Below are 19798 nucleotides of genomic sequence, written 5' to 3' on the forward strand. Positions count from 1 at the left end.
AGATCAGACATATAGGCGTCAATGCTTGCGGCCAGATTTTGGAACGCCGTTTCAGTGCGATCGGTAGACGCCGCGCAGCCTGATGAGGTGCTCCGCCATCAGCCGGGCCGCCTCCTCGGCGTCCTGCTCGGCGATCGCCACGAAGATCGCCTCGTGGTCCTCGTCGACCCCGGCGTACGCGTCCTCGACGACTCCGGGCTCGAGAAACTGCGCCCGCAGGACCCGGAACACTGGCTCGGCGACGATCGACAGCATCGGGTTCTGGGCCGCCTCGACGATCACCTGGTGGAACGTGCGGTGCTCGACGAAACGCCCCTCGCGGCCGCGCGACACGAGTTCGCGGTCGAGCGCATCGCGCAGCGCAGCCAGGTGCGCGTCCTTGCGCCGGCTGGCCGCCAGCCGGGCCGACGGCACCTCGAGGATCTCGCGCGCCTCGAGCATGTCGTGCAGCGAGAGGCGGTCGCGGCCGGTCATCAGCCCGAGGCTCGCCTCCAGCAGCGCGGACACGTGCTCGGCGACGACGTCGCTGACGAACGTCCCCCCGGTGACCCCGCGACGGGTCTCGACGAGGCCTTGCGAGGACAGCACGCGCAGCGCCTCGCGCACGGTGCTGCGGCTCACGCCGAAGTGCACGACCATCTCGGCCTCGCTGGGCAACCGGTCGCCCGACACCAGCTCGCCGCGCAGGACGAGCGTGCGCAGCTGGTCGGCAACCTGCTGGTAGGCAGGCTTGACCCGGTTCACCGCCAGAGCCGCGGCCGGCAACCGCTTCTCCTCGCCTGGCTCGCTCACGAGAGCACGCTCCCCTCCGGCGCGACGGCCGTCCGCCACACCACCTCGTCCGCCGACCCTCCGGGCCACTGCTCGCGCGAGGAGGACCACCACCGCCGGTCGAACCCGTCCGAGCCGGCGGGCCATCGCGAGACGGAGCCGGCGGACCACTGGGCGACCGGGGTACGGACAGGCAGGGCCTCGGCCAGCGTCCAGACGTCCAGCCCGGCATCCGGGTCGGCGTCGAACCGCTCCGCGTGCACGAAGTCCGGCGCGCCGCCGAACCAGACCAGCACCTCGCACGCTCGCGGCGCCACGAGCTCCCGGCGAAGCCTGCGCGCGCCGACGTGGACCAGGGAGCCGGCGCCGATCTCGATCCCGTCGAGCACCAGCCCGCCGGAGAGGACCACGAACTCCTCGGCCGCGGCGTACCCGCCCTCGGCCGTCCTCGCGAACCCGGCCGGGAACCGCCCACGCAGGGCGAACGGCGCGCTGGCGCCGGCCAGCGCCACCGCGTCGATCGGGCCGTTGGCGCCCGGCATCGGCACCGGACGCCACGACGGTCGCTCGCGCGTCAGGGAAGTGCTGGCCGGACGTGGCATGTCAGGTCTCCGGTGCAAGAGGCGGAACGGCGACGGTGCCACCGCTGCAGCGACGATAAATGTCCGATGTATTCAGGTCAAGGCCCCGGCCGGCGCTCAGGCCCAGCGCTTGACGACGACCTGGCCAGGAACGGCCGGCGCCACCTCACCCGCGGCGAGGTGGACCCACCGCTGCTGAGACGCCCAGAGCAGGTCCACATCGACGTCGAACACCGCACCCGCCACCTCCTCGCGCACCTCGATGGAGCCGTTCAGGCCGGGCTCGGCGGGACGCACCACGCCTGGCGCGAGGTCGACGACGCGCATCTCACGCGGAGGGTCGGCCGGCCCCTCGCTCCAGCCGCCGGACTGTCCGGAGAACCAGACGATCACCCTCGTGCCGTCCTCGTTCGAGGTCTCCGCACGCGTGGCGCGCGGAGGCCCGACGAGCAGCTCTCCCACACCGGCACGCAGTCCGCTCACCCTCATCGCGCCCGACAGCGCGACCATCTCCTCCTGCGCCGGCTGGTTGCCGGTCGCGTCACGGTGCCAACCGTCCGGGAAGTCGACGAGCACCGTGCGCAGTCCGCGCTCGTCGTCGCTCCACAGCGCGCACATCCTCGTCGACTGGTCGGCGCCAGCCGGAACGAGGTCGAACCAGGAAAGATCCTGCTGGTCGAGGTCGAGGATGGGCACGGGTGCTCCTTCGTGCGAGTCGTCCGGCGCCGCGGCGATGTCTCGGCACCTCTGGTCTGACCATTGCACTCTATGGAACACTGTTCCAGTTCGTCGAGATCCCAGCACAGGAGGATGCATGGCCATCCAGTCCGGCGGTGCCCCGCTGTCCATCGCCCACGGGATCCGGGAGTTCGCTCACGCCACCCCGGCCGCAACCGCAGTGATCGACCGCGACCGCAGGCAGACGTACGCCGAGCTCCACGAGCGGTCGAGCCGCCTCGCTCAGCACCTGCTGAGCTCCGGGCACGCGATCGGGGACAAGGTCGCCGTGCTGCTGGGCAACCGCCTGGAGTTCCCGGAGATCGCGGCCGGCCTCGCAAAGGCGGGCCTCGTGATGGTTCCGCTGAACCCGCGCCTGACCGCCGCCGAGGCGACGTACATCGTCGAGCACAGCGACGTGCGGACGGTCGTGCTCGACGGCGCGCTCAGCCCGATCGTCGAGCCCGTCGCGACGAGCCGCGACCTGTCCGTGCTCACGCTCGACGCGGGACCGCTCGGGACGTCGTACGAGGACGCGCTGGCTGCCGCCGACCCGTCCGACCCCGAGATCCGGGTCGACGAGCGCGACCCGTTCTGCATCACCTACACCTCCGGGACCACGGGCAAGCCCAAGGGTGTGCTCATCTCGCACCGCAGCCGCGTGCTCACCATCTACATGAGCGCGCTGGAGTGGGGCCTGGGGACCGGCCGCGTCTCGGCTGCCGTCGCACCGATGTACCACGGCGCGGGCTTCGCGTTCGGCTACGCGCCGGTCTTCACCGGCGGCACGGTGACCATGCTCAACCGCTGGGACCCCGCGGCCTTCCTCGACCTGGTCGAGCGCGACGGCGTGCAATCGGCGTTCCTCATCCCGACCCACGCCCAGGGCTTGCGCGCGCTCGGACCCGACGCGATCGCCGCGCGCGACCTGACCAGCCTCGACACCCTCTACTTCAACGCGGCCGCGCTGCCGTGGGCGCTCAAGCAGTGGGTCATGGAGACCTTCGCGCAGTGCGGCGTCCACGAGCTGTACGGCTCGACCGAGGCCGGCATCGTCACCAACCTGCGGCCGGCCGACATGCGGCGCAAGCCCGGGTCGGTGGGTCACCCGTGGTTCATGACGGAAGTGCGGGTCGTCGACGACGCGGGCAACCCCGTCGGCCCCGGCGAGCCCGGCGAGCTGTTCAGCCGGTCGCCGTACCTGATGAACGGCTATCTCAACGACCCTGAGGCCACCGCGGCGTGCACGACCGAGGACGGGTTCGTCACCTGCGGCGATATCGTCACGGTCGACGAGGAGGGCTACATCTCCATCGTCGACCGCAAGAAGGACCTGATCATCTCGGGCGGGACGAACGTCTACCCGCGCGAGATCGAAGAGGTGCTGGCAAGTCACGCAGCGGTCGTGGAGTGCGCAGTCGTGGGCGAGCCCGACGAGGAGTGGGGCGAGCGCGTGGTGGCGCACGTCGTGCTCACCTCCGGAGCCTCGCTCGACTCGGCTGGCCTGGAGGCGCACTGCCGGGCCCAGCTGGCGGGCTACAAGCTTCCGCGCCGCTGGTACGCGATCGAGGCGCTCCCCCGCAATGCGGGAGGCAAGATCCTCAAGCGCGCCCTGACGCCGCCCGCGGTTCCGGCCCCCTGACACCGGCACCCCGTGCGGCCGCAGCGAGCCGCGCCTGCGTCGCGAAGCGGAACGCCTCCGCAGAGGAGTGGCGATAGCTCGGACCGCTCTTGAGGAACTCCTTGACGACCTCGTGCAGCTCGTCGACCGGCGGCGGCACGGTGGGGCGCGCGGCGTCGGCCGTCGCGCGACACCACGGCCACCACAGGAAGACGTCACGGATGACGTGCCAGGCATGGACGAGATGCTCGCCGTGCGTCTGCGGCGTGAGGTCGATGTAGTAGCGGGTCAGCAGCTCGTCCCGCAGGTCCTCGTCGAGGACAGGCAGGCCGTCGGCGACCAGTCGTGCGATCAGGTCGGACGTTCAAGCACTCAGCCCTCCCAGCCGAAGCTGCGCGACATCACCCGCGCGGTCGCGACGAGCTCCTCACGGCACTCATCGACGTGCGACCGGAACCGCTCCTCCGGACCGCACACGCTGACGACGGCCACCGGGAACCCGTCGTGGCTGAGGACCGGAGCTGCGACCGCCGCCGCACCCGTCTTGCGCTCGCCGCCGGACGACGACCACCCTTGACTGCGCACGTCCTCGAGGACCTTGCGCAGCTCGTCGACGTCGACGAGCGTGCGGTCGGTGAGCGCCTGGAGCGAGCCGTCGTCGAGATACTTCTCGCGCACCTCGGGAGACATGAAGGCGAGGAACGCGCGGCCGGACGCACCCGCGTGCAACGGGTAGGGCTCACCCAGGCTGACCGACATGATGACCTCACGATCAGGAGTCACCTGGTCGACGTAGATGCGCTCGTGCTGCCCGAGGAGGACCGAGAGCGTCGCAGTCTCGCCCGTCTGCTCGGAGAGCTGTTCCAGCGCCGGGCGACCGAGACGCCGGACGTCGATGCGGTCGAGGTAGGCAAGTCCGATCCGCAGCGCACCCACCCCGAGCGAGTATCGCCGTGAGCGCTCGTCGACCTCGATGAGACCGCGCCCCTTCAACGAGGCGAGCACACGATGGACCGCTGCCTTGGACATCGACAGGTCCTCGGCGAGCTCGGTGATCCCGAAGTCGGGGCCGGGAGCACTCGCGATGTGGAGCAAGAGGTCGACCGCCCGCTCGACGGTCGCGATCGTCGCGCCGGACGAGCCGGCCGGCTGACGGGCCGGCGTTGCGGGGGAAGCGTCGGACACCGGGCCCCTCTTGCTGATACGAGGCGACATCGTTGAACTCCTGGTCTGGTCGTATGGACAGGCGAAGTGGGCCCGCGCCCACCCGGAAACCGAGTTTGCACCCCGAGGTACGTCGCGTCACGGAGACCACGCCGAATGCGTGTTCCGCACACCGTAACGCCCTTTCTCCCACGTCGTGGGGTGCGATGCAAACCTCGAACGGAGACGAACCGACGGCATTCGAGACTGGACGACCGCGCCACGCAATGGAACACTGTTTCGCAGATCGGATCACCATAGTCGCAGGGCATCCGGGTCACCCGAACGCCCCTGCACCCCGAACGGAGCGACCATGCACCTTGCTGCCGCCCTCGAGCCCGTGGCCGGGTTCGACCTGCACAGCGCTGCCATCTTCCTGCACATCCTGCTTCTCACCTACTGGCTCGGGAGCGACATCGGGGTCTTCTACTCCTCCAAGTTCGTGGTGGACCCTGACGTCTCCCCGGCGGGGCGGGCAGTCGCGATGAAGGTGATGCACATGGTCGACCTCGCGCCGCGGGTCTGCCTCATCCTCATGCTCCCCAGCGGCGTCACCCTGATGGCGGCGAGCGACTTCGGGCGCGACCTCTTCCTCGGCTGGCCGCTCGCGTTGGCTTGGATCGGCGGCTTGTGCTGGCTCGCGGTCATGCTCGTCTCGTTCTTCAAGTCCCCCGCGCGCCACGCCGGGCTCGCTGAGCGCACGGACTGGATCGTCCGCGGCGCCCTGACAGTCGGCCTGCTCCTCTCGGCCGGCTACGCGTTCGTCGTCGCCGAGCCGTTCGGGGTGGAGACGAACCCGAAGTGGCTGGCGGCCAAGGTCGCGGCGTACGCGCTGTGCATCCTGTGCGGAATGATGATCCGCGTGAGCCTGCGGCCGTTCGGCCCCGCGTTCGGGCAGCTGATGGCTTCGGGCTCCACCCCGGAGGTCGAGTCCGCCATCGGCGGAGCGATGAAGCGCGCAGTGCCCTGGGTGTACTCGATCTGGGCCCTCGTCCTGGTCGCCGCGTTCCTGGGAGTCTTCAAGCCGGGCGCCAACGTCTGACCGGTGCGGGAACGACGAAAAGGGGGTTCGCCGGTCGGCGGGCCCCTTTCGTCGTTCCCGTCCCATAGGGGTCCTCCAGGGGCTGCGACCCGTTCGCCAGCGGCCGGGGTTCACCCGCGCCCTCGAAGGCGTACTCGACGACCCCGCACACCGTGGCCAGTCGCCGACCTCGTTGGTCCAGCGCGGCCCTTCGACAGCGAGTCGAGCATCAGCGCCGCGGTCTCCACCGGGCTTCGCTCGGGTGAACCGATCATGGTCGTCTCCTTCGGCGCGCTGGTCAGGCGTACCAGTACGGCTGCAGGGCAGGCGTCTGGCGGGAGAGCAGCACGCGCTGGCGACGGAAGCGCCGCAAGGCGGCCGGGCCCATCCGGCTCGGCCCCATGCCGGAGTCCTTGAACGCCTGCTTCTGCCCCTCGGGAACGATGCCCGTGAGGAGGACGTCGTTGATGCTGATGCCGCCGGCATCGATCCGACGCGCGACGTCGAGCGCCACCTGCTCCGGCCCGAACACCGCGCCGGACAGCCCGTAGCGGGTGGCGTTCGCGAGGCGGACCGCCTCGTCAAGGTCTCCGACCGCCATCACCGGGAGCACCGGTCCGAACGTCTCCTCGGTCATCAGCGCCATCGTGTGGTCGACGCCCGTCACCACGGTGGGACGCAGGTACGACCGCCCGTCGTGGACCTCGATCGTCCCGCCCGTCTGGATGGTCGCCCCCTTGGCGACCGCGTCGTCGAGCTGTGCCTTCACGACGTCCGCCTGGCGAGGATCGATGAACGGGCCGACCTGCCCGCCGGCGTCGACCCCGACGAGCCCCACCTTTTCCGCACGTGCCACCAAGCGACCGACCAGGTCGTCGGCGACCGCCTGCTCGGCGTAGATCCGCTCGATCGACATGCACGACTGCCCCGTGTTGGCCGTGCCGCCCCACAGCAGCGCTGCGGCGGCGACCTCGAGGTCGGCCCCCTCGGCGACGATGGCGGCGTCCTTGCCACCGAGCTCGAGGAAGGCGGGGACGAAGGCCTCGGCCGCTGCGGCAGCGACCTTCCGCCCCGTCGCGACGCTGCCGGTGAAGCACACGACGTCGACGCTGCGCACGATCTCGCTCCCGACCTCGGGTCCGCCCTCGACCAGCCGGAGGACCGCGGCGAGCTCCGGCACCGCGGCGATGCTCTCACGCAGCGGCCCGACGAACTGGGGACACAGCTCCGTGGGCTTGATGAGGGTGGGGCACCCCATGAGCAAGGCGGGGACGGCATCGATCAACGCCAGCTGCAACGGGAAGTTCCACGGCGAGATCACGCCCACCACGCCCATCGGCACCGACGCCTCGGTGATGCGGACGTCGGGGTCGGAGCTCTCACGGGCCTGCTCGGCACCGAGCACGTCGGCGGACCAGCCGCTGTGGCGCTCGATCGAGCCGAGCACGGCGTCGATCTCCATGTCGGACAGCGCGACACGGCCGGTGTCTCGCGCGAGCGCGTCGCGGACGACGGTCCGTCGCGCCCGAAGCTCGTCGGCCCATCGGCGCAGGATCTGCGTCCGTTCGGCGAGGCCGCGGGCCTCCCACGCGGCAGCCTCCGCGCGAAGCGCGTCTACCTGATCGCGGACTTCACTCACAAGATCACGCCTTCTTGCGCTCGCGGATGACCGTGCGGCGCACCAGACGGTCCTCCTCCATCCAGTGCCACGTACGCACCTTCTGCTGACCATCACGACTCAGCTGGATCAGCTCGTACAGATAGTTCCCCGGCTTCAACAGCTCGTTGTACGTCCACGTCAACAAGATCGTCAGCTCATCGGACTGGTGCATGTGCCCCTCGATCCGATCGGTCGAGAAGAACACATCCTTCCCCTTCAGGATCCCAGGAAACTCCACCGCCTCCTGACGACCATCAGGCCACGTGTACGTGTTGATCTGCTTGATGTCACACGAACCGTCCTCCGGCACCCACATCCGCAGATGCGACGCATGACGATCAACCTCGTTGCCATCGGGATCCAGGTGGACGTACTCGCCCTCCCACTCACCAAGGTGACGGGTCAGCAGCGGGAACTCCTCGTCCCAGGGATTCATCGTTCGTTCCTCTCTTCAGCGGTCGCGTCCTCATGACGCGACCGATTGGGCAAACCTTGCGGCGACGGCGACGGCCGTCTCACCCCCAGCGGAGCCACCTCCTGCCGGAGGGCGTCGGAGAGGCCCCTCAGGCCGAACTTCGAGGCCGCGTAGGCCGCACCCGTCGCGATAGCCGGTGAGGCCGGCACCCGAGTTGACGTTGATCGCCAGGGTCTCGTCCCAGTCCGCGGGATCGAGCCCGCTGGCCGTCCCGCGACGTGCACCCGGTCACCGAGCGAGGCTGCGACGCCCGTCGTCGGTGCTCATACGCCGGCGGCGCTCGGATCCCACTCGACCGCTAGGGCCCCGGGGACGCGACGCTCCTCTATGATGCGTTCGTCGGGTCGCTCGTGCCGGCCGAACGAGAAGATCACGGCCTCGGCACCCACCCGGCTGGTCTCGCCCCACATATTCGTGTTGCGGAACGCCACCTCGTCACCATCCACGGTCGCGGAGTACCAGTGCTCGTACGGGTCCTCACCCTCGCGCAGGTAGGTCACACGCTCGGTCCAGGCCGTTCCCTCCATCCGGCCTTCCTGCCGGCTGTCGAAGCGCTCGAGCACGGTGCCGTCCGGCTGCAGCACCGTGTAGGTCCCGGCCCACACCCCGGCGACCTTCTCGCGCAGGATGTCGTTGATCGTCATCAGATGACTCCCCGGTCGACCAGGTCGGTGATCACGCGCTGCTGGGTCGCCCGGAAGTCCTGGCGTGACGGCACTCCGTCGAGCTGGTTCGCGGGGTGGACGACCGTTCCCGCGTACGTCGGCGCGTACAGCTCGAACCGTTGCCTCGCCAGCACGTTCTCCATCGCGACCCGCCGCCGGAAGGCCCGCAGCCCGCCGAGATCGATCTCCGCGTTCGCCGCCATCGACGCACCGGACGCCGCCTCCGCGAGGACGAGGCCTCGGTGGTCGACGACCTTGCTCGACCCGTCGCCCGACATCTCCGGCAGCCCGCTGCCGTACAGGCCGGCCGTGTTCGCCGACACCACGTACGCGCTGTTCTCCACCGCGCGCGCGAGCTTGGCGATGTTCTTGGGCGACAGCAGCGCCGAGGCGACTTCGGACGAGTTGTGCACGAAGACCTCCGCGCCGCGCACCGCGAAGCACCGTGCGACCTCGGGATACAAGATCTCCTCCGACGCCATCGGCGCCAGCCGCCCGATCGGCGTGTCGGCGACCGGGAACAGCGAGTCCGGACCGTACAGCTCTAGGTAGCGGTCGAGCACGTCGTGCGGCGTCACCGACCACATCGAGTTCAGCCGCCGGTAGCGCAGCACGACCTCGCCCGCCGGGTCGAAGATCACGCATGCCTGGAAGTAGAGGTCGGGGAAGTGCTCGTCGAGCTCGTAGGCGTTGACCGACAGATAGACCCCGACGTCGGCGGCCACCTCACCGAGCCGCGCGTACTCCGTCCCGTCCACCGCGAGCGCGGCACGCTCCGCCCACTGCGGGACCGACTCCCCGCGCGGGGGCCCGGTGAGGACGTACTCCGGGAGGACGACGAGCCTGGTGTCGGCGCCGGAGGTCGCCACCGAGGCGGTGATCTCGCGGTGCAGCCGGTCGATGCCTGCCCGGATCGTCGACCGCGCGGACGCGGTGTCGGGGCAGTCGTTGACCGAGTGGCACGCCGTCTGCAGGGCGAGCGCGCGGTAGCGCGGGGCGTCTGTCACACCAGTGCCTTCGCCTCGTCGACCGCCTGGCCGATCGGCGTCGCCGTCAGCGACGCCTCCTGCATCGCGGCGTGCTCAAACATGCCGATATCCCCTTTCCGGTGAGCGAAACGCCATTTCAAATCGATGTGCTCATCCTTGACAACAAGGGGCTCCGAGGGGAAGGTTTCCGCGATATGTCAGGTAATTCGCCCGTGACGGGGCGACGACGATCTCTTGCAGGGCATGGCAATGGCCCGCAGACCGCCTAGCTGCCTGCGGGCCCTCGCCGACCGACATCAGCGCTCGGCGAGCCGCGAACCGAGCAGGCGACCGAACGTCAGTGCGGGAGTCATGAGCATGCCGCTGCAGAAGGTGTTGCCGCATGTCGCGCCGGCACCGATCACCTCGCCGACGGCATAGAGACCCGGGATCGGGTCGCCACCGTTGGAGCGCACCGCGAACGAGTCGTCGATGTCGAGGCCCTGGAACGTCACCAACGTGATCGCGTGGTTGCGAAGCGCGTAGAACGGGCCCTTCTCGATCGGGGCGGGCAGATAGGTGCGCCCGAACTCAGGATCGTCCTGCGCGGCGACGTACGCGTTGTAGTCGGACACCGTCGTCGCAAGCCCCTCGACGTCGATCCCCGCCTTGTCCGCAAGCTCGGCCAGCGTGTCCGCCGAGTGGAGCCCCGGACGGGTGTCGACGACCGCGCGCACCTGGTCGGGATCCTTGCCGACGATCATCTCGTTGAGGTCGCCCGTGGACAGCGCCAGCGCCGCGTCGTCGAAGATCGTCCAGAAGGTCTGGTCCGCGATCGTCGCCAGCGCCCGTTCTTTCTCGTCGATGGACTCCTCGTCCTCGCGCACCCAGCGCTTGCCGTGCAGGTCGACGTAGATCTCGCGCGGCGGCCGCTCGCTGGTGAGGCGCTGACGGTCGTTCCAGTTGGCGCGCGTGGGGTTCTGCGGGTCCGGGAGACCACCGAACGTCGGCAGGTGGGTGCCCGCACCCTGCAGTCCGGCACCGGCTGCCAGGCCGAGCTGCAACCCGTCGCCGGTCGAGGTCTTGGCTGCGGCCGACACCAGCGGCGCCCCCTCGAGCTCCTCGAAGAGCTCCGGCTCGGCGGCGTAGCCACCGGTCGCGAGCACGACCGCGTCGGCGTCGACGGCGATCTCGTCACTGCCGCGCAGCACGCTGACGCCGACGACGGCACCGGTCTCGTCCTGACGCAGCTCCACGACCGGGGTCTTGGTCCAGACGGTCAGGTCGTGCTCGGCGACCGTACGGTCGAGCTCCTCCTTGAGCACCTCGAAGACCGAGAGCCCTTCGTCCTTGCCGTAGTACGTCCGTGCGACCGTGTACGGCTCGTGGCCGTACACGAGCCTCGGCGTCTCTGGAGCGAAGGGGAAGTCGCGGTCCTGCAGCCACTCGATCGTGTCGGCGGCGTTCATGGCCACGATGCTGATCAGGTCGTCGCGGGCCGTGCCGCGGGTGATGCGGCGGATGTCGGCCAGGTGGGCCTCGGCGGAGTCCTCGACACCCTTCTCCGCCTGGCGGCGCGTCCCTCCGGCGGCCATGTGGCCACCGGTGACGTGCAACGTCCCCCCGACACGGGCGTCCTTGTCGACGAGGAGCACACGTGCTCCCCCCTGCGCGGCGTGGATGGCGCACGGGATGCCTGCGGTGCCGGCACCCACCACCACGACATCGAAGCGGGACTCGGTGCTGATGGAACTCACTCCTCGTAGACGCCGAGCAAGAGTCGGCAGATCGTCATTCGCGCGGTCCGTAAAGGGCGTGGTCCGCCCCGCGCCGAAGCGCGGGGCGGACCACACGCTCACATGCCGTCGCCGTCCCAGCGGCCGCGCGAGCGGCTGCGGACGGGCATGCTCGACAGGATCGGCGCCGGGATCGGGTCGCCGGCCTTCCAGACCCGTCCCGCGCCCCAGTTGTGCGCCTGGGTGTCGGTGCGCTCGTCGGCGTGCTCGGTGGCCTTGCCGACCCAGCCCCAGTCGAGGTTGATCGACTCACGCGCCGGCTCGGCGTGCTCGTGGTCGTGGTCGTGCTCGTGGTCGTGCTCGTGGTCGTGGCTGTGGTCGTGGTCGTGGCTGTGACCGTCGCCGTGGCCGTCGTGGCCGCCCTGCAGGTTGTAGGCGTCCATCGCCTTGGCGATCGCGATCGCGGCCTTGTCGACGCCCGAGCCGTGGTGCGCGACCGGCGCGTCGTACTGGCCCTGGTCCTTCTGGAACTGCCACGAGGCGGTCAGCTGACGCATGTCCTCATCGGTGCGCCACGGCTGCGCCATCGCGTGCGTCGAGTGCGCCCACCGGGTCGCCGGGTGCGGCGTCTCGTCCAGTCCCTCGGGACCGTAGTTGACGCCCTCGCCACCCCACATCACCCATTCGTTCTGGGTGTACCAGTTGGCCAGCTCGCCGTCCGAGCGCAGCAGCCAGGTCGCGCCACCCTCCATGGTGGTGAAGTGACCGTGCTTGACCCGCGCGGGGCGGAAGAAGTAGGTGCCGAGATCCAGGGTGCCGAAGTTGTACTCCATGTGGCCCTGGGTCGTGTACGCCTCCTCATAGCACGGGTGGTGCGCGAGACGGTGGTCTGCCCAGCCCTCCTGCGCGTGCACGAGCCGGGTGTAGAACCCGGTCGTCGGATCGACGTGGAGGTACTTGATGAACAGGCCGGGCATCGGGCCGGGGTTCGGCACCGCGTCCCACTGCATCGCGTCGGAGTCGATGACGATGACGTCCTCGCGGGCGTCGGCCCAGCGCGGCGCACCGGCCAGCGCCTCGACCGGGTCGAACCCGGCGTCACCGTACTCGCGGTAGTGCAGGATCTTGGTGCCCTCGGCGATCCGCAGGTAGTCGATCGGCACACCCTTGGGCGCGTACACGTAGCCGCCCTTGCCGATCTTGCGGCCGCCGTAGTCGATCTCGCCCTCGAGCACGTAGTACTCGGTGTTGGCGTGGTGGATGCCCGGACCACGGCCCCAGTCGGTGTGGAAGTCGACGCGCAGCGAGGACGAACCGTCCTCCTCGTCGACCGACAGCCGCCGCTCGCTGGCCCGCCCTTCGCCACCGGGCAGCTCCGCGGCGTGCCAGACGTAGTCGTCTTCCTGAATCAGCTCAACATGAGGTCGCACAGTCTTTCCTTCTCTCTCGCTCTTCTCGGTTCGGGTCGCCCGTGCCGGGCCGGAGGGACCGGGACCTACCCCGTCTCCTCGACGAAGGTGACGGGGAGCCCGTTCGGGGTGTCGACGAACGCGACTCGTCCACCACCGAAGATCGCCCCCGCTGCGCGGTGCGCCTCGGAGAGCACGCTACCGCCGAGGCGGCGCACTTGGAACAGTGTTTCGTCCAAATCGCCCACCACGAGCAGCCACCCGGTGTGGCCCAGGTGCTGTCCGGTGCGCTGGACGGCACGGCGGTCCACCCCCAGCGTCTGATCGTCCAGCCGGGTGACCTCCACGCGTGCCGTCGTCGGTCCCGCCAGGAACGACAGGCGCATCGTCGACCCGGGCGGCAGCTGCGCCATCTCGTCGAGGCCCGGGTGGGTGAACGAGACGTCGTACCAGCTGTCGAGCCCGAGACCGTCCGGGCCCCAGAAGGCCGCCTCCGCCTCGAAGTCGGGCACGTGGCACACGACGGAGGTGAGCTCGGTGTAGTGACGGTCCGGATCGGCGTCCCACGCGGCCGTGCCGCGCGCGGCGGCCGGCTCGACGAAGACCACGTCGACGCCCTCGGGCGCCAGCAGGAAGCCCTGGGTCACCGAGACGAGCGTGTCTCCCAGGGGCACCGCCCAGGTGGCCGGGGGCGTACGGAACCGCAGACCGGCCCCGGTGAGGTCGCTATGGCTCTGCGTGATGTCACGGGTATAGGTGTTGATCGCGATCAGCCCGGTGTCGGCCTGCATCGGGTGCTCCGGCGCGTCCTGGTCGGGGACCCGCAGGAGGATCAGGCGGCCGTGGCCCGCTCCGGCGGCCCTCAGCTCGGTGTACGGCAGGGCGCCGACGCCCTCGCCCCACAGGCGCTCGGCCTCGTCGGCCAGGAGCGTCCCCTCGGACGCGATCTCCCAACCGAGCTGACCGACGTACAGGTCGAGGTGCGCCTGCAGGTCGTTGACGCCGAGGAACGCGGCGTTGACGCCGCCGACCAGGGTGCTGCTCATCGGTTCTCCTCCTGGACGAGGGCGATCTCGAGCCCGGCAGGGCCACGCAGCGTGCCGTCGTCGGCCTGCTCCGCGCCGGCGGCGATCAGTGCCTCACGCGTCGCCGCGACGTCGTCGCAGAAGTAGACGATGCGCTGGACGCCACCCCCGGCGTCCGTCCGCTGCCCTGCGACACCGGTGAACGACATGATCTCGAGCCGCGCCGGCCGGTGCTCGGGTCCACCCATGAAGGTCAGGCGCAGCTCAGCCCCGGCCGGCATCCCGACCAGCTCCTCGAACTCCGAGCCGGCCATCGTGCCGTCGAAGACCGTGCCGAGGCCACCGGCCTCGAAGAAGGCCACGGCGTCGTCGTGGTCGTCGACGACCAGGACCACGCTGTGGAGCTCGGAGTGGAGACGCTGCGGGTCCGCCGCGTACGCGTCGCTGGGGCGGTGGGCGCCGGTGACGGCCTGCGGGACGGTCCACCAGACGCCGTCGCGGCCGTAGCCGACCAGCTCGGACAGCGTGGCCGCTCCGTACGGATAGCTCACCGGGCGTCGCGACGCTCCACCGGCCGACTCGATCGCTTCGACGGTCTGCTCGAGGTCGCGGCTGTAGATGCCCAGGAGGCGGACGCCCAGGTCCCACACGGCGGCGTCCTGCGGCACGGCCCCGGGCTGCGCGATGAGGCGCAGCCGACCCGCGGGCGCACCGGCCGCAGCGAGAAGCGCCCCGCCGTCGGTCTCCTCGACGACCTCGAACCCGAAGGCGCGACGGAGGAACGCGACGGCGGCAGGGAGGTCGGCGGTGGCGACGACGGCCTCACGGATACCGAGCAGGGTCATTACTCTCCTTCACCGGGATGTCGCGCTGTCACCGTCCGGGGTGCCACTCGCGGGTTTCGCTGGCCGAAACGCTGTTCCGAGATTAGACGGATCACCAGCCGCCGTCAATGGCACTACCCTGTCTGGAACGCCGTTTCAGAGCGGAGTCCCCCACCTTTTGCGCCCCACAGAGGAGCCCACGTGTCGATCACGACCGCGACCGGAGCACATGTCCCCGCCGTCACGCTGGCGCGACGCCCGGACGGAGTCCCTCGTCCCGAGGACTTCGCCGTCACGACGACCTCCGTACGCACACCGGGACCGGGCGAGGTCCGCGTCCGCGCGCTCGACCTCTCGCTCGACCCGTACATCCGGTCCGTCCTCGGCGACGGCCACCTCGCCGAGCCCGCACTGCCGATCGGCGGCGTGGTGCCGGGCACGGCGGTGGCCGAGATCGTCGATCCCGGAGACAGCGGCCTGGCCATCGGCGACCTCGTGATGGCCAGCACCGGGTGGGCCGCCGAGGCGGTGGTCTCGGCGAGCGGGCTCGTCCCCGTACGGGCGACCGCAGGCGTCCCGCTGTCGGCCGTCCTCGGACCGCTGGGGATGCCCGGACTCACCGCGTACGCCGCCCATGTCCGCCACGTGCGCCCCCAGCCCGGCGAGACCGTCGTCGTCACCGCGGCGACCGGCGGGGTCGGCGCGGTGGCCGCCGCGCTCGCCCGCGGCGCCGGCGCCCGCACGGTCGCCGTGGTCGGCAGCGACGCGAAAGCGACGGTCGCCCTCGAGCGGCTCGGGTATGACGCCGCGGTCGTCGGTCGCCGCGACGGCTGGCTCGACGCGCTGCACGAGGCGTGCCCCTCCGGGATCGACGGCTACCTGCACATGGCTGACCAGGCGACGCTGGACGGCGTCGCCGAGCACCTCGCGCGAGGTGCGCGCGTCTCGCTCATCGGGCTGATCGACCAGACCAACGGGGCGAGCCCGACGCGCCTGCGGGCGGGCGCCGTCATGGCCGCCCGAGCCGTCGTCCACGGGATGGTCGTCTACGACCACACCGACCTGATCGCGGACCAGGTCGCGGCCGTGTCGGCGATGATCCAGGACGGATCGTTCACGGTGCTCGAGGACCGCGTGCACGGGCTCGAGCACGCACCCGAGGCGTTCGCACGCCTGATGGCCGGCGAGAACATCGGCAAGGTCGTGGTCGAGGTCGCTCAGCCGACGCACCACTGAGAAGTGGAGCCGGGCTGGGCTGCGGTCGTCGCCGTCAGCGATGACCGCAGCCCAGCCGCTCGGATCAGCGTGCCGGACGCGACAGGTACTGACCGCCGCCCTGCGCCGTCACCACGCCGTCGGTGAAGACCTGCTGGCCGCGCACGAACGTGTCGGTGACCTTCGCGGTGAGCTCGACGCCCTCGAACGGCGTGTACTCCTGCGTCGACTCCGAGTCCTCGGCACGCACCGTCCACGTACGGTCGAGGTCGACGAGCGCGAGGTCGGCGTCCATGCCGACGGCGATCGCGCCCTTCCGGCCGCCCAGGCCATAGCGCTGAGCCGGGTTGGTCGCGGTCAGCTGCGCGATGCGGTCGAACCCGATGCCGCGCTTGCGGCCCTCGGTCAGCATGCCGGCGAGGAGGTACTCGGCTCCGCCGAAGCCGGACTTGGCGAGGAACACGTCGTCACGGTCGGCGCCGAACTTCTGCTCGTCGCGGCAGCACGCGTGGTCGCTCACGACCCAGTCGATCGTCCCGTCGGCGATGTAGTCCCACAGCGCCTCGACGTCCTCGCGCGGACGCAGCGGCGGGTTGACCTTGCCGCCGACGCCGTGCGCGGTGTGGCAGTCGGCGACCAGGTGGCCGACGGTGACCTCACGGCGGAAGTCGATGTGCGGGAACGTCTTGGCCATGAGCACGGCGGCCTCGACCGCCTTGCGCGAGGTGAGGTGGAGCAGGTTGATCGTCGGCAGGCCGGTCTCGTGCGCGAGGTACGAGGCGATTGACACGGCGAGGCCTTCGGAGTGCGGCGGCCGCGACGCGTGATAGGCCTCGAGCCCGGAGAGCGAGCCGTCCTCCTCGACGAGCTTGGTGTAGGCGCTCATGATCTCGGCGGTCTCGCAGTGCAGGGACAGCGAGATCTCGTCGGCGATGTCGGGAAACTGCTCACGCGCCGCCTGGATGCCGCGCATGATGAACTCGAAGTGGGCGTAGTCGTACCGCTCCCCCTCCGGGGTCATCAGAAACTCGCTCTGGTCGGTCGAGCGACCGTGCAGACCGTGGCTGCCGTAGAACATGAAGATCTTGAACGACGTCACCCCGTGCTCCTTGATGAGCGACGGGATCTCGTCGATGTGCCCCTTCGTCATCGGGGCGAGGTGGAACGCGTAGTCGACGATCGCGCTGTCCTTGGTCTGCTCGAGCACCTCGGGGAAGAAGTCGGCGTACGTCCCTCCCTTGTTGAGGTAGTACTGCCCCGTGCGCATGTAGTTCAGCGCCGTCGTGACGCCGCCCTGTGCGCACGCTCGGCTCTCGCTCGCCGCATCTTCGCGCAGCGGGTTGTAAATGCCCCAGTGCTGGTGGGCGTCGACGACGCCGGGGAAGACCGTGCGTCCCGTCGCATCGACGACGCGGGCGCCCTCGGTCGGGAGGTCGGGCTCGAGGCGGACGATCCGCCCGCCGGCGATGCCGATGTCGACCCGCTGCGGGGCCGACTCGCCGCTCAGTACGACATCGGCATTCTTGATGACCAGGTCCAGGTCGGTCATGGGGTCCTCCGAAGGTCTCGTCGTCTCACGAGGAGAAGGTTAGGGCGGTCAGGGGCTGCAGGACGGACGCGACGGCAGGCTGCTCGTCGAGCGTCTCCACGAGCGCGCGTACGCGGTTCGCGGCGTCTTCGTCGAGGCGACCCTCGACGTTGTCACGGAACTTGCGGGCCAGCTCGTCGCCGGTCAGCGGGCGGGCCGGGCCGCCCCGGTTGGTGAGGACCTCCTCGACCAGCGTCTCGCCGGACGTCGTCGTCACGGTCACGACGGCGGGGAACTGGTGCGGATAGATCGCGTCGCACCGTGCGTCCGGCACGACGTCGACCTTCGCCATCAGGGCACGGCGCACCGGGTCCTGGGCGAGCGCGTCGGTGTAGTCGTCGAGGCCGGTGCCCAGACCGCCACCGCCGAGCAGGCCGGCGACGACCGCGTACGGGCCGCTGAACTGCGCCTGGTAGCCGGTCTGCGGAGCACGCTTGGTCTCCAGCGGCGCACCGATCGTCCGGATCACCGCGGTGGGTGCACCGATCGTGATGCTCGCGACGTCTTCGGGGCGCACGCCACGGGCGCGCAGCGCGAGCCCGGCGTCGACGGAGGTGTGCGTGAAGTGGTTGGCCGGGTACGGCTTGAAGAAGATGTCCGGGACCGCCCAGCTCGTCCCGAGCCCCTCGGTGACCGCGTCCAGGTTGGGGCGGCTGCCGTGCAGCCACGCCTCGAGGAAGCCGAAGCGTCCCTCGATGACCGTCGGCGGTCCGGTGAAGCCGTGCCGGACGAGCTGCGCCGCGCTCACGCCGGCCTGGGCGGCGAACCCGCAGTGCAGGCGCTTGACGGTGCCACCGGTGCGGTTGGCCTCGATGATGCCCGCCGCCATCGACGCCGCGATGCCGAGTGCGTCGAGGACGCCCTGCTCGTCGGCCCCGTACGCGAGCGAGGCCGCCACGGCGCTGCCCATCGCCCCGGTGATCGAGGTGGCGTGCTGGCCGTGCTCGAAGAAGACGGAGTTGCCGAGCTCGTGGTCGTAGCCGGCCATGCCGAGACGGACGGCCACCTCGATCCCGACCGCGGCCGCACGGACGGCGAGCGCCCCGTCGGCGCCGGCGTGCTCGGCCGCGGCGAGCGTCGCCGGGACGACGCTCGCGCTGGGGTGCAGCACGGACGGCAGGTGGGTGTCGTCGTAGTCGAGGGAGTGCGCGAGGACGCCGTTGACGAGCGCGGCCTGCGCGGCCGTGACGCGATCGGGCACACCGACGGCGCTCGCCTGCGCGTGGCCGCCCTGGTCGGCGACGTACGCCACGATCGCGGCGCTGGTGTCGAGCCGGTGCGCGGCGACGCAGAGCCCGAGGACGTCGAGGATCCGCTGCTTCGCGCTCGCGGTCACCGCGGCGGGGATGCTGTCGCGTGCTGCCGAGACGGCGAAGCGCGCGATCTCCTGGCCGAGCGTCTCGGCTTCGGTCGTCGCCTGCGCGGGCGTGGCCTGCGCGGGTCGTGCCGGCGCCTCAGTCACGACCGACCACCGCCAGCGGGCGTACGGGGGACCCGGTCGCACCGAACAGCGGCAGCGGGGCGAGCACGAACATGAAGCTCGTGACCTGCTCGGCGGCAAGCTGCTCGAGGTCCATCGCCTCGATGATGTAGATGCCGTTCTGCACGAGCAGGACGCGGTGCGCCGGCAGCGTGGCGTGCCCGGCACCCGGCGGCAGGCACTCGTACGCGATGGTGTCGGCGCCGGTGGCGTGCACCTTGTGATCGGCGAGCCACTGCGCGCCCGCCGCACCCACTCCCGGCACGCCGGCGTCCAGACCGCGGTACATCGCGCCGTCGCCGGAGTCGAAGTGCTGCCCCCAGCCGCTGCGCACGAGCACGACGTCGCCCTCGTTGATCGGCGTCTGCTGCGCCGCGACGGTCGCCTCGAGGTCGGCGACCGTGATCTCGTAGCCAGGCTCCAGCCGTCCGACGCCCACGGTCCGCGGCACGTCGAGGAGCACCCCACGACGCACCATCGGGGCGATCGTGTGCGCACCGAGCTCGACGTAGCGACCCCCCTCGAGTGCGTCAGCGACGTCGATGTCGCCGTAGAGCTTGCCGTCTTGCGACACGTGCACGAGCGCGTCGATGTGGGTGCCGACGTGGGTGCCCATCGAGATGATGTCGTTGGCCGCCGACCCGCCGTCCGCGCGCACCATGTCGCCATGGCGACGCGGGTGGGCGTGCCAGTAGGCGGGGTGGTTCGGCGACTGCGGCATGCCCACAGTCAGCTGACGGCCGAGGTCGATGACCCGGACGCCGCTCTGCAGCACGTCGAGCAGGCGGTCGGTGGTCGAGGCGGTGCCCGGAGTGGTGGTCATGTGCTCCTCGTCGAGT

At 70.5% G+C, this 19798-nt stretch carries 19 protein-coding genes; 3 read left to right on the forward strand and 16 right to left on the reverse strand.

The features are described 5' to 3' along the window. Positions 1-51: 51 nt before the first annotated feature. The 3 genes from HCT63_RS00085 to HCT63_RS00095 form a co-directional block, all read right to left on the reverse strand. Positions 52-792, reverse strand: a complete 741-nt coding sequence (locus tag HCT63_RS00085; protein WP_167000434.1) for a FadR/GntR family transcriptional regulator — start codon at positions 790-792, stop codon at positions 52-54. Further along, the gene (locus HCT63_RS00090) at positions 789-1373 is read right to left on the reverse strand and encodes a hypothetical protein (protein WP_167000435.1); all 585 of its coding nucleotides are present in this window, start codon (positions 1371-1373) and stop codon (positions 789-791) included. Before HCT63_RS00090 ends, HCT63_RS00085 begins: the two co-directional genes overlap by 4 nt. A gap of 96 nt (positions 1374-1469) precedes the next feature. Next, entirely contained in the window at positions 1470-2048 is a 579-nt protein-coding gene (locus HCT63_RS00095; RefSeq protein ID WP_167000436.1) for a hypothetical protein, read from the reverse strand. 118 nt (positions 2049-2166) lie between these two features. Between HCT63_RS00095 and HCT63_RS00100 the strand changes: the two genes are divergently transcribed. Further along, positions 2167-3711, forward strand: a complete 1545-nt coding sequence (locus HCT63_RS00100; RefSeq protein WP_167000437.1) for an AMP-binding protein — start codon at positions 2167-2169, stop codon at positions 3709-3711. A 351-nt stretch (positions 3712-4062) separates the two neighbouring features. Here the strand turns inward: HCT63_RS00100 and HCT63_RS00105 are convergent, their stop codons facing one another. Continuing rightward, positions 4063-4875 (reverse strand): IclR family transcriptional regulator, encoded by an 813-nt coding sequence (locus tag HCT63_RS00105; protein WP_243842812.1) that lies wholly within the window; start codon positions 4873-4875, stop codon positions 4063-4065. Positions 4876-5206: 331 nt separating this feature from the next. Between HCT63_RS00105 and HCT63_RS00110 the strand changes: the two genes are divergently transcribed. After that, positions 5207-5935: a hypothetical protein gene (locus tag HCT63_RS00110; protein WP_167000439.1), complete on the forward strand. Its 729-nt coding sequence runs from the start codon at positions 5207-5209 to the stop codon at positions 5933-5935. 277 nt (positions 5936-6212) lie between these two features. Here the strand turns inward: HCT63_RS00110 and HCT63_RS00115 are convergent, their stop codons facing one another. The 9 genes from HCT63_RS00115 to HCT63_RS00155 form a co-directional block, all read right to left on the reverse strand. Continuing rightward, positions 6213-7553, reverse strand: a complete 1341-nt coding sequence (locus tag HCT63_RS00115) for an aldehyde dehydrogenase family protein (RefSeq protein ID WP_167000440.1) — start codon at positions 7551-7553, stop codon at positions 6213-6215. A 4-nt stretch (positions 7554-7557) separates the two neighbouring features. Further along, positions 7558-8010, reverse strand: a complete 453-nt coding sequence (locus HCT63_RS00120) for a DUF3598 family protein (protein WP_167000441.1) — start codon at positions 8008-8010, stop codon at positions 7558-7560. Positions 8011-8312: 302 nt separating this feature from the next. Then, the gene (locus tag HCT63_RS00130) at positions 8313-8693 is read right to left on the reverse strand and encodes a hypothetical protein (protein WP_167000442.1); all 381 of its coding nucleotides are present in this window, start codon (positions 8691-8693) and stop codon (positions 8313-8315) included. Beyond that, positions 8693-9721, reverse strand: a complete 1029-nt coding sequence (locus HCT63_RS00135) for a nitrilase-related carbon-nitrogen hydrolase (protein ID WP_167000444.1) — start codon at positions 9719-9721, stop codon at positions 8693-8695. The genes HCT63_RS00130 and HCT63_RS00135 overlap by 1 nt, the downstream gene beginning before the upstream one ends. Next, on the reverse strand, positions 9718-9843 hold the full coding sequence (locus tag HCT63_RS20615; RefSeq protein ID WP_255490669.1) for a hypothetical protein: 126 nt from the start codon (positions 9841-9843) through the stop codon (positions 9718-9720). The genes HCT63_RS00135 and HCT63_RS20615 overlap by 4 nt, the downstream gene beginning before the upstream one ends. A gap of 156 nt (positions 9844-9999) precedes the next feature. Beyond that, the gene (locus HCT63_RS00140) at positions 10000-11439 is read right to left on the reverse strand and encodes an FAD-dependent oxidoreductase (RefSeq protein ID WP_243842813.1); all 1440 of its coding nucleotides are present in this window, start codon (positions 11437-11439) and stop codon (positions 10000-10002) included. 98 nt (positions 11440-11537) lie between these two features. Next, a complete protein-coding gene (locus HCT63_RS00145) occupies positions 11538-12848 on the reverse strand; it encodes a DUF4437 domain-containing protein (RefSeq protein ID WP_167000446.1) in 1311 nt (436 codons plus the stop codon). Between the two features lie 65 nt (positions 12849-12913). Further along, on the reverse strand, positions 12914-13873 hold the full coding sequence (locus HCT63_RS00150) for a hypothetical protein (RefSeq protein ID WP_167000448.1): 960 nt from the start codon (positions 13871-13873) through the stop codon (positions 12914-12916). Next, on the reverse strand, positions 13870-14697 hold the full coding sequence (locus tag HCT63_RS00155; protein WP_167000450.1) for a VOC family protein: 828 nt from the start codon (positions 14695-14697) through the stop codon (positions 13870-13872). The genes HCT63_RS00150 and HCT63_RS00155 overlap by 4 nt, the downstream gene beginning before the upstream one ends. Positions 14698-14877: 180 nt before the next feature. Between HCT63_RS00155 and HCT63_RS00160 the strand changes: the two genes are divergently transcribed. Beyond that, positions 14878-15912 carry an NADP-dependent oxidoreductase gene (locus HCT63_RS00160; protein ID WP_167000452.1) on the forward strand — a complete coding sequence of 345 codons (1035 nt, stop codon included), beginning with the start codon at positions 14878-14880 and terminating at the stop codon, positions 15910-15912. Between the two features lie 64 nt (positions 15913-15976). On the opposite strand, the gene HCT63_RS00165 is transcribed toward HCT63_RS00160, so the two are convergent. The 3 genes from HCT63_RS00165 to HCT63_RS00175 are packed head-to-tail and all read right to left on the reverse strand — an operon-like array spanning position 15977 to position 19782. Next, entirely contained in the window at positions 15977-17440 is a 1464-nt protein-coding gene (locus HCT63_RS00165) for a dihydroorotase family protein (protein WP_167000454.1), read from the reverse strand. A 25-nt stretch (positions 17441-17465) separates the two neighbouring features. After that, positions 17466-18941 (reverse strand): MmgE/PrpD family protein, encoded by a 1476-nt coding sequence (locus HCT63_RS00170; protein WP_182397118.1) that lies wholly within the window; start codon positions 18939-18941, stop codon positions 17466-17468. Further along, positions 18934-19782 (reverse strand): cyclase family protein, encoded by an 849-nt coding sequence (locus tag HCT63_RS00175; RefSeq protein ID WP_167000456.1) that lies wholly within the window; start codon positions 19780-19782, stop codon positions 18934-18936. The genes HCT63_RS00170 and HCT63_RS00175 overlap by 8 nt, the downstream gene beginning before the upstream one ends. Positions 19783-19798 lie beyond the last annotated feature (16 nt).

The sequence above is a fragment of the Mumia sp. ZJ430 genome (genome assembly GCF_011751845.1).
GTDB lineage: Bacteria > Actinomycetota > Actinomycetes > Propionibacteriales > Nocardioidaceae > Mumia.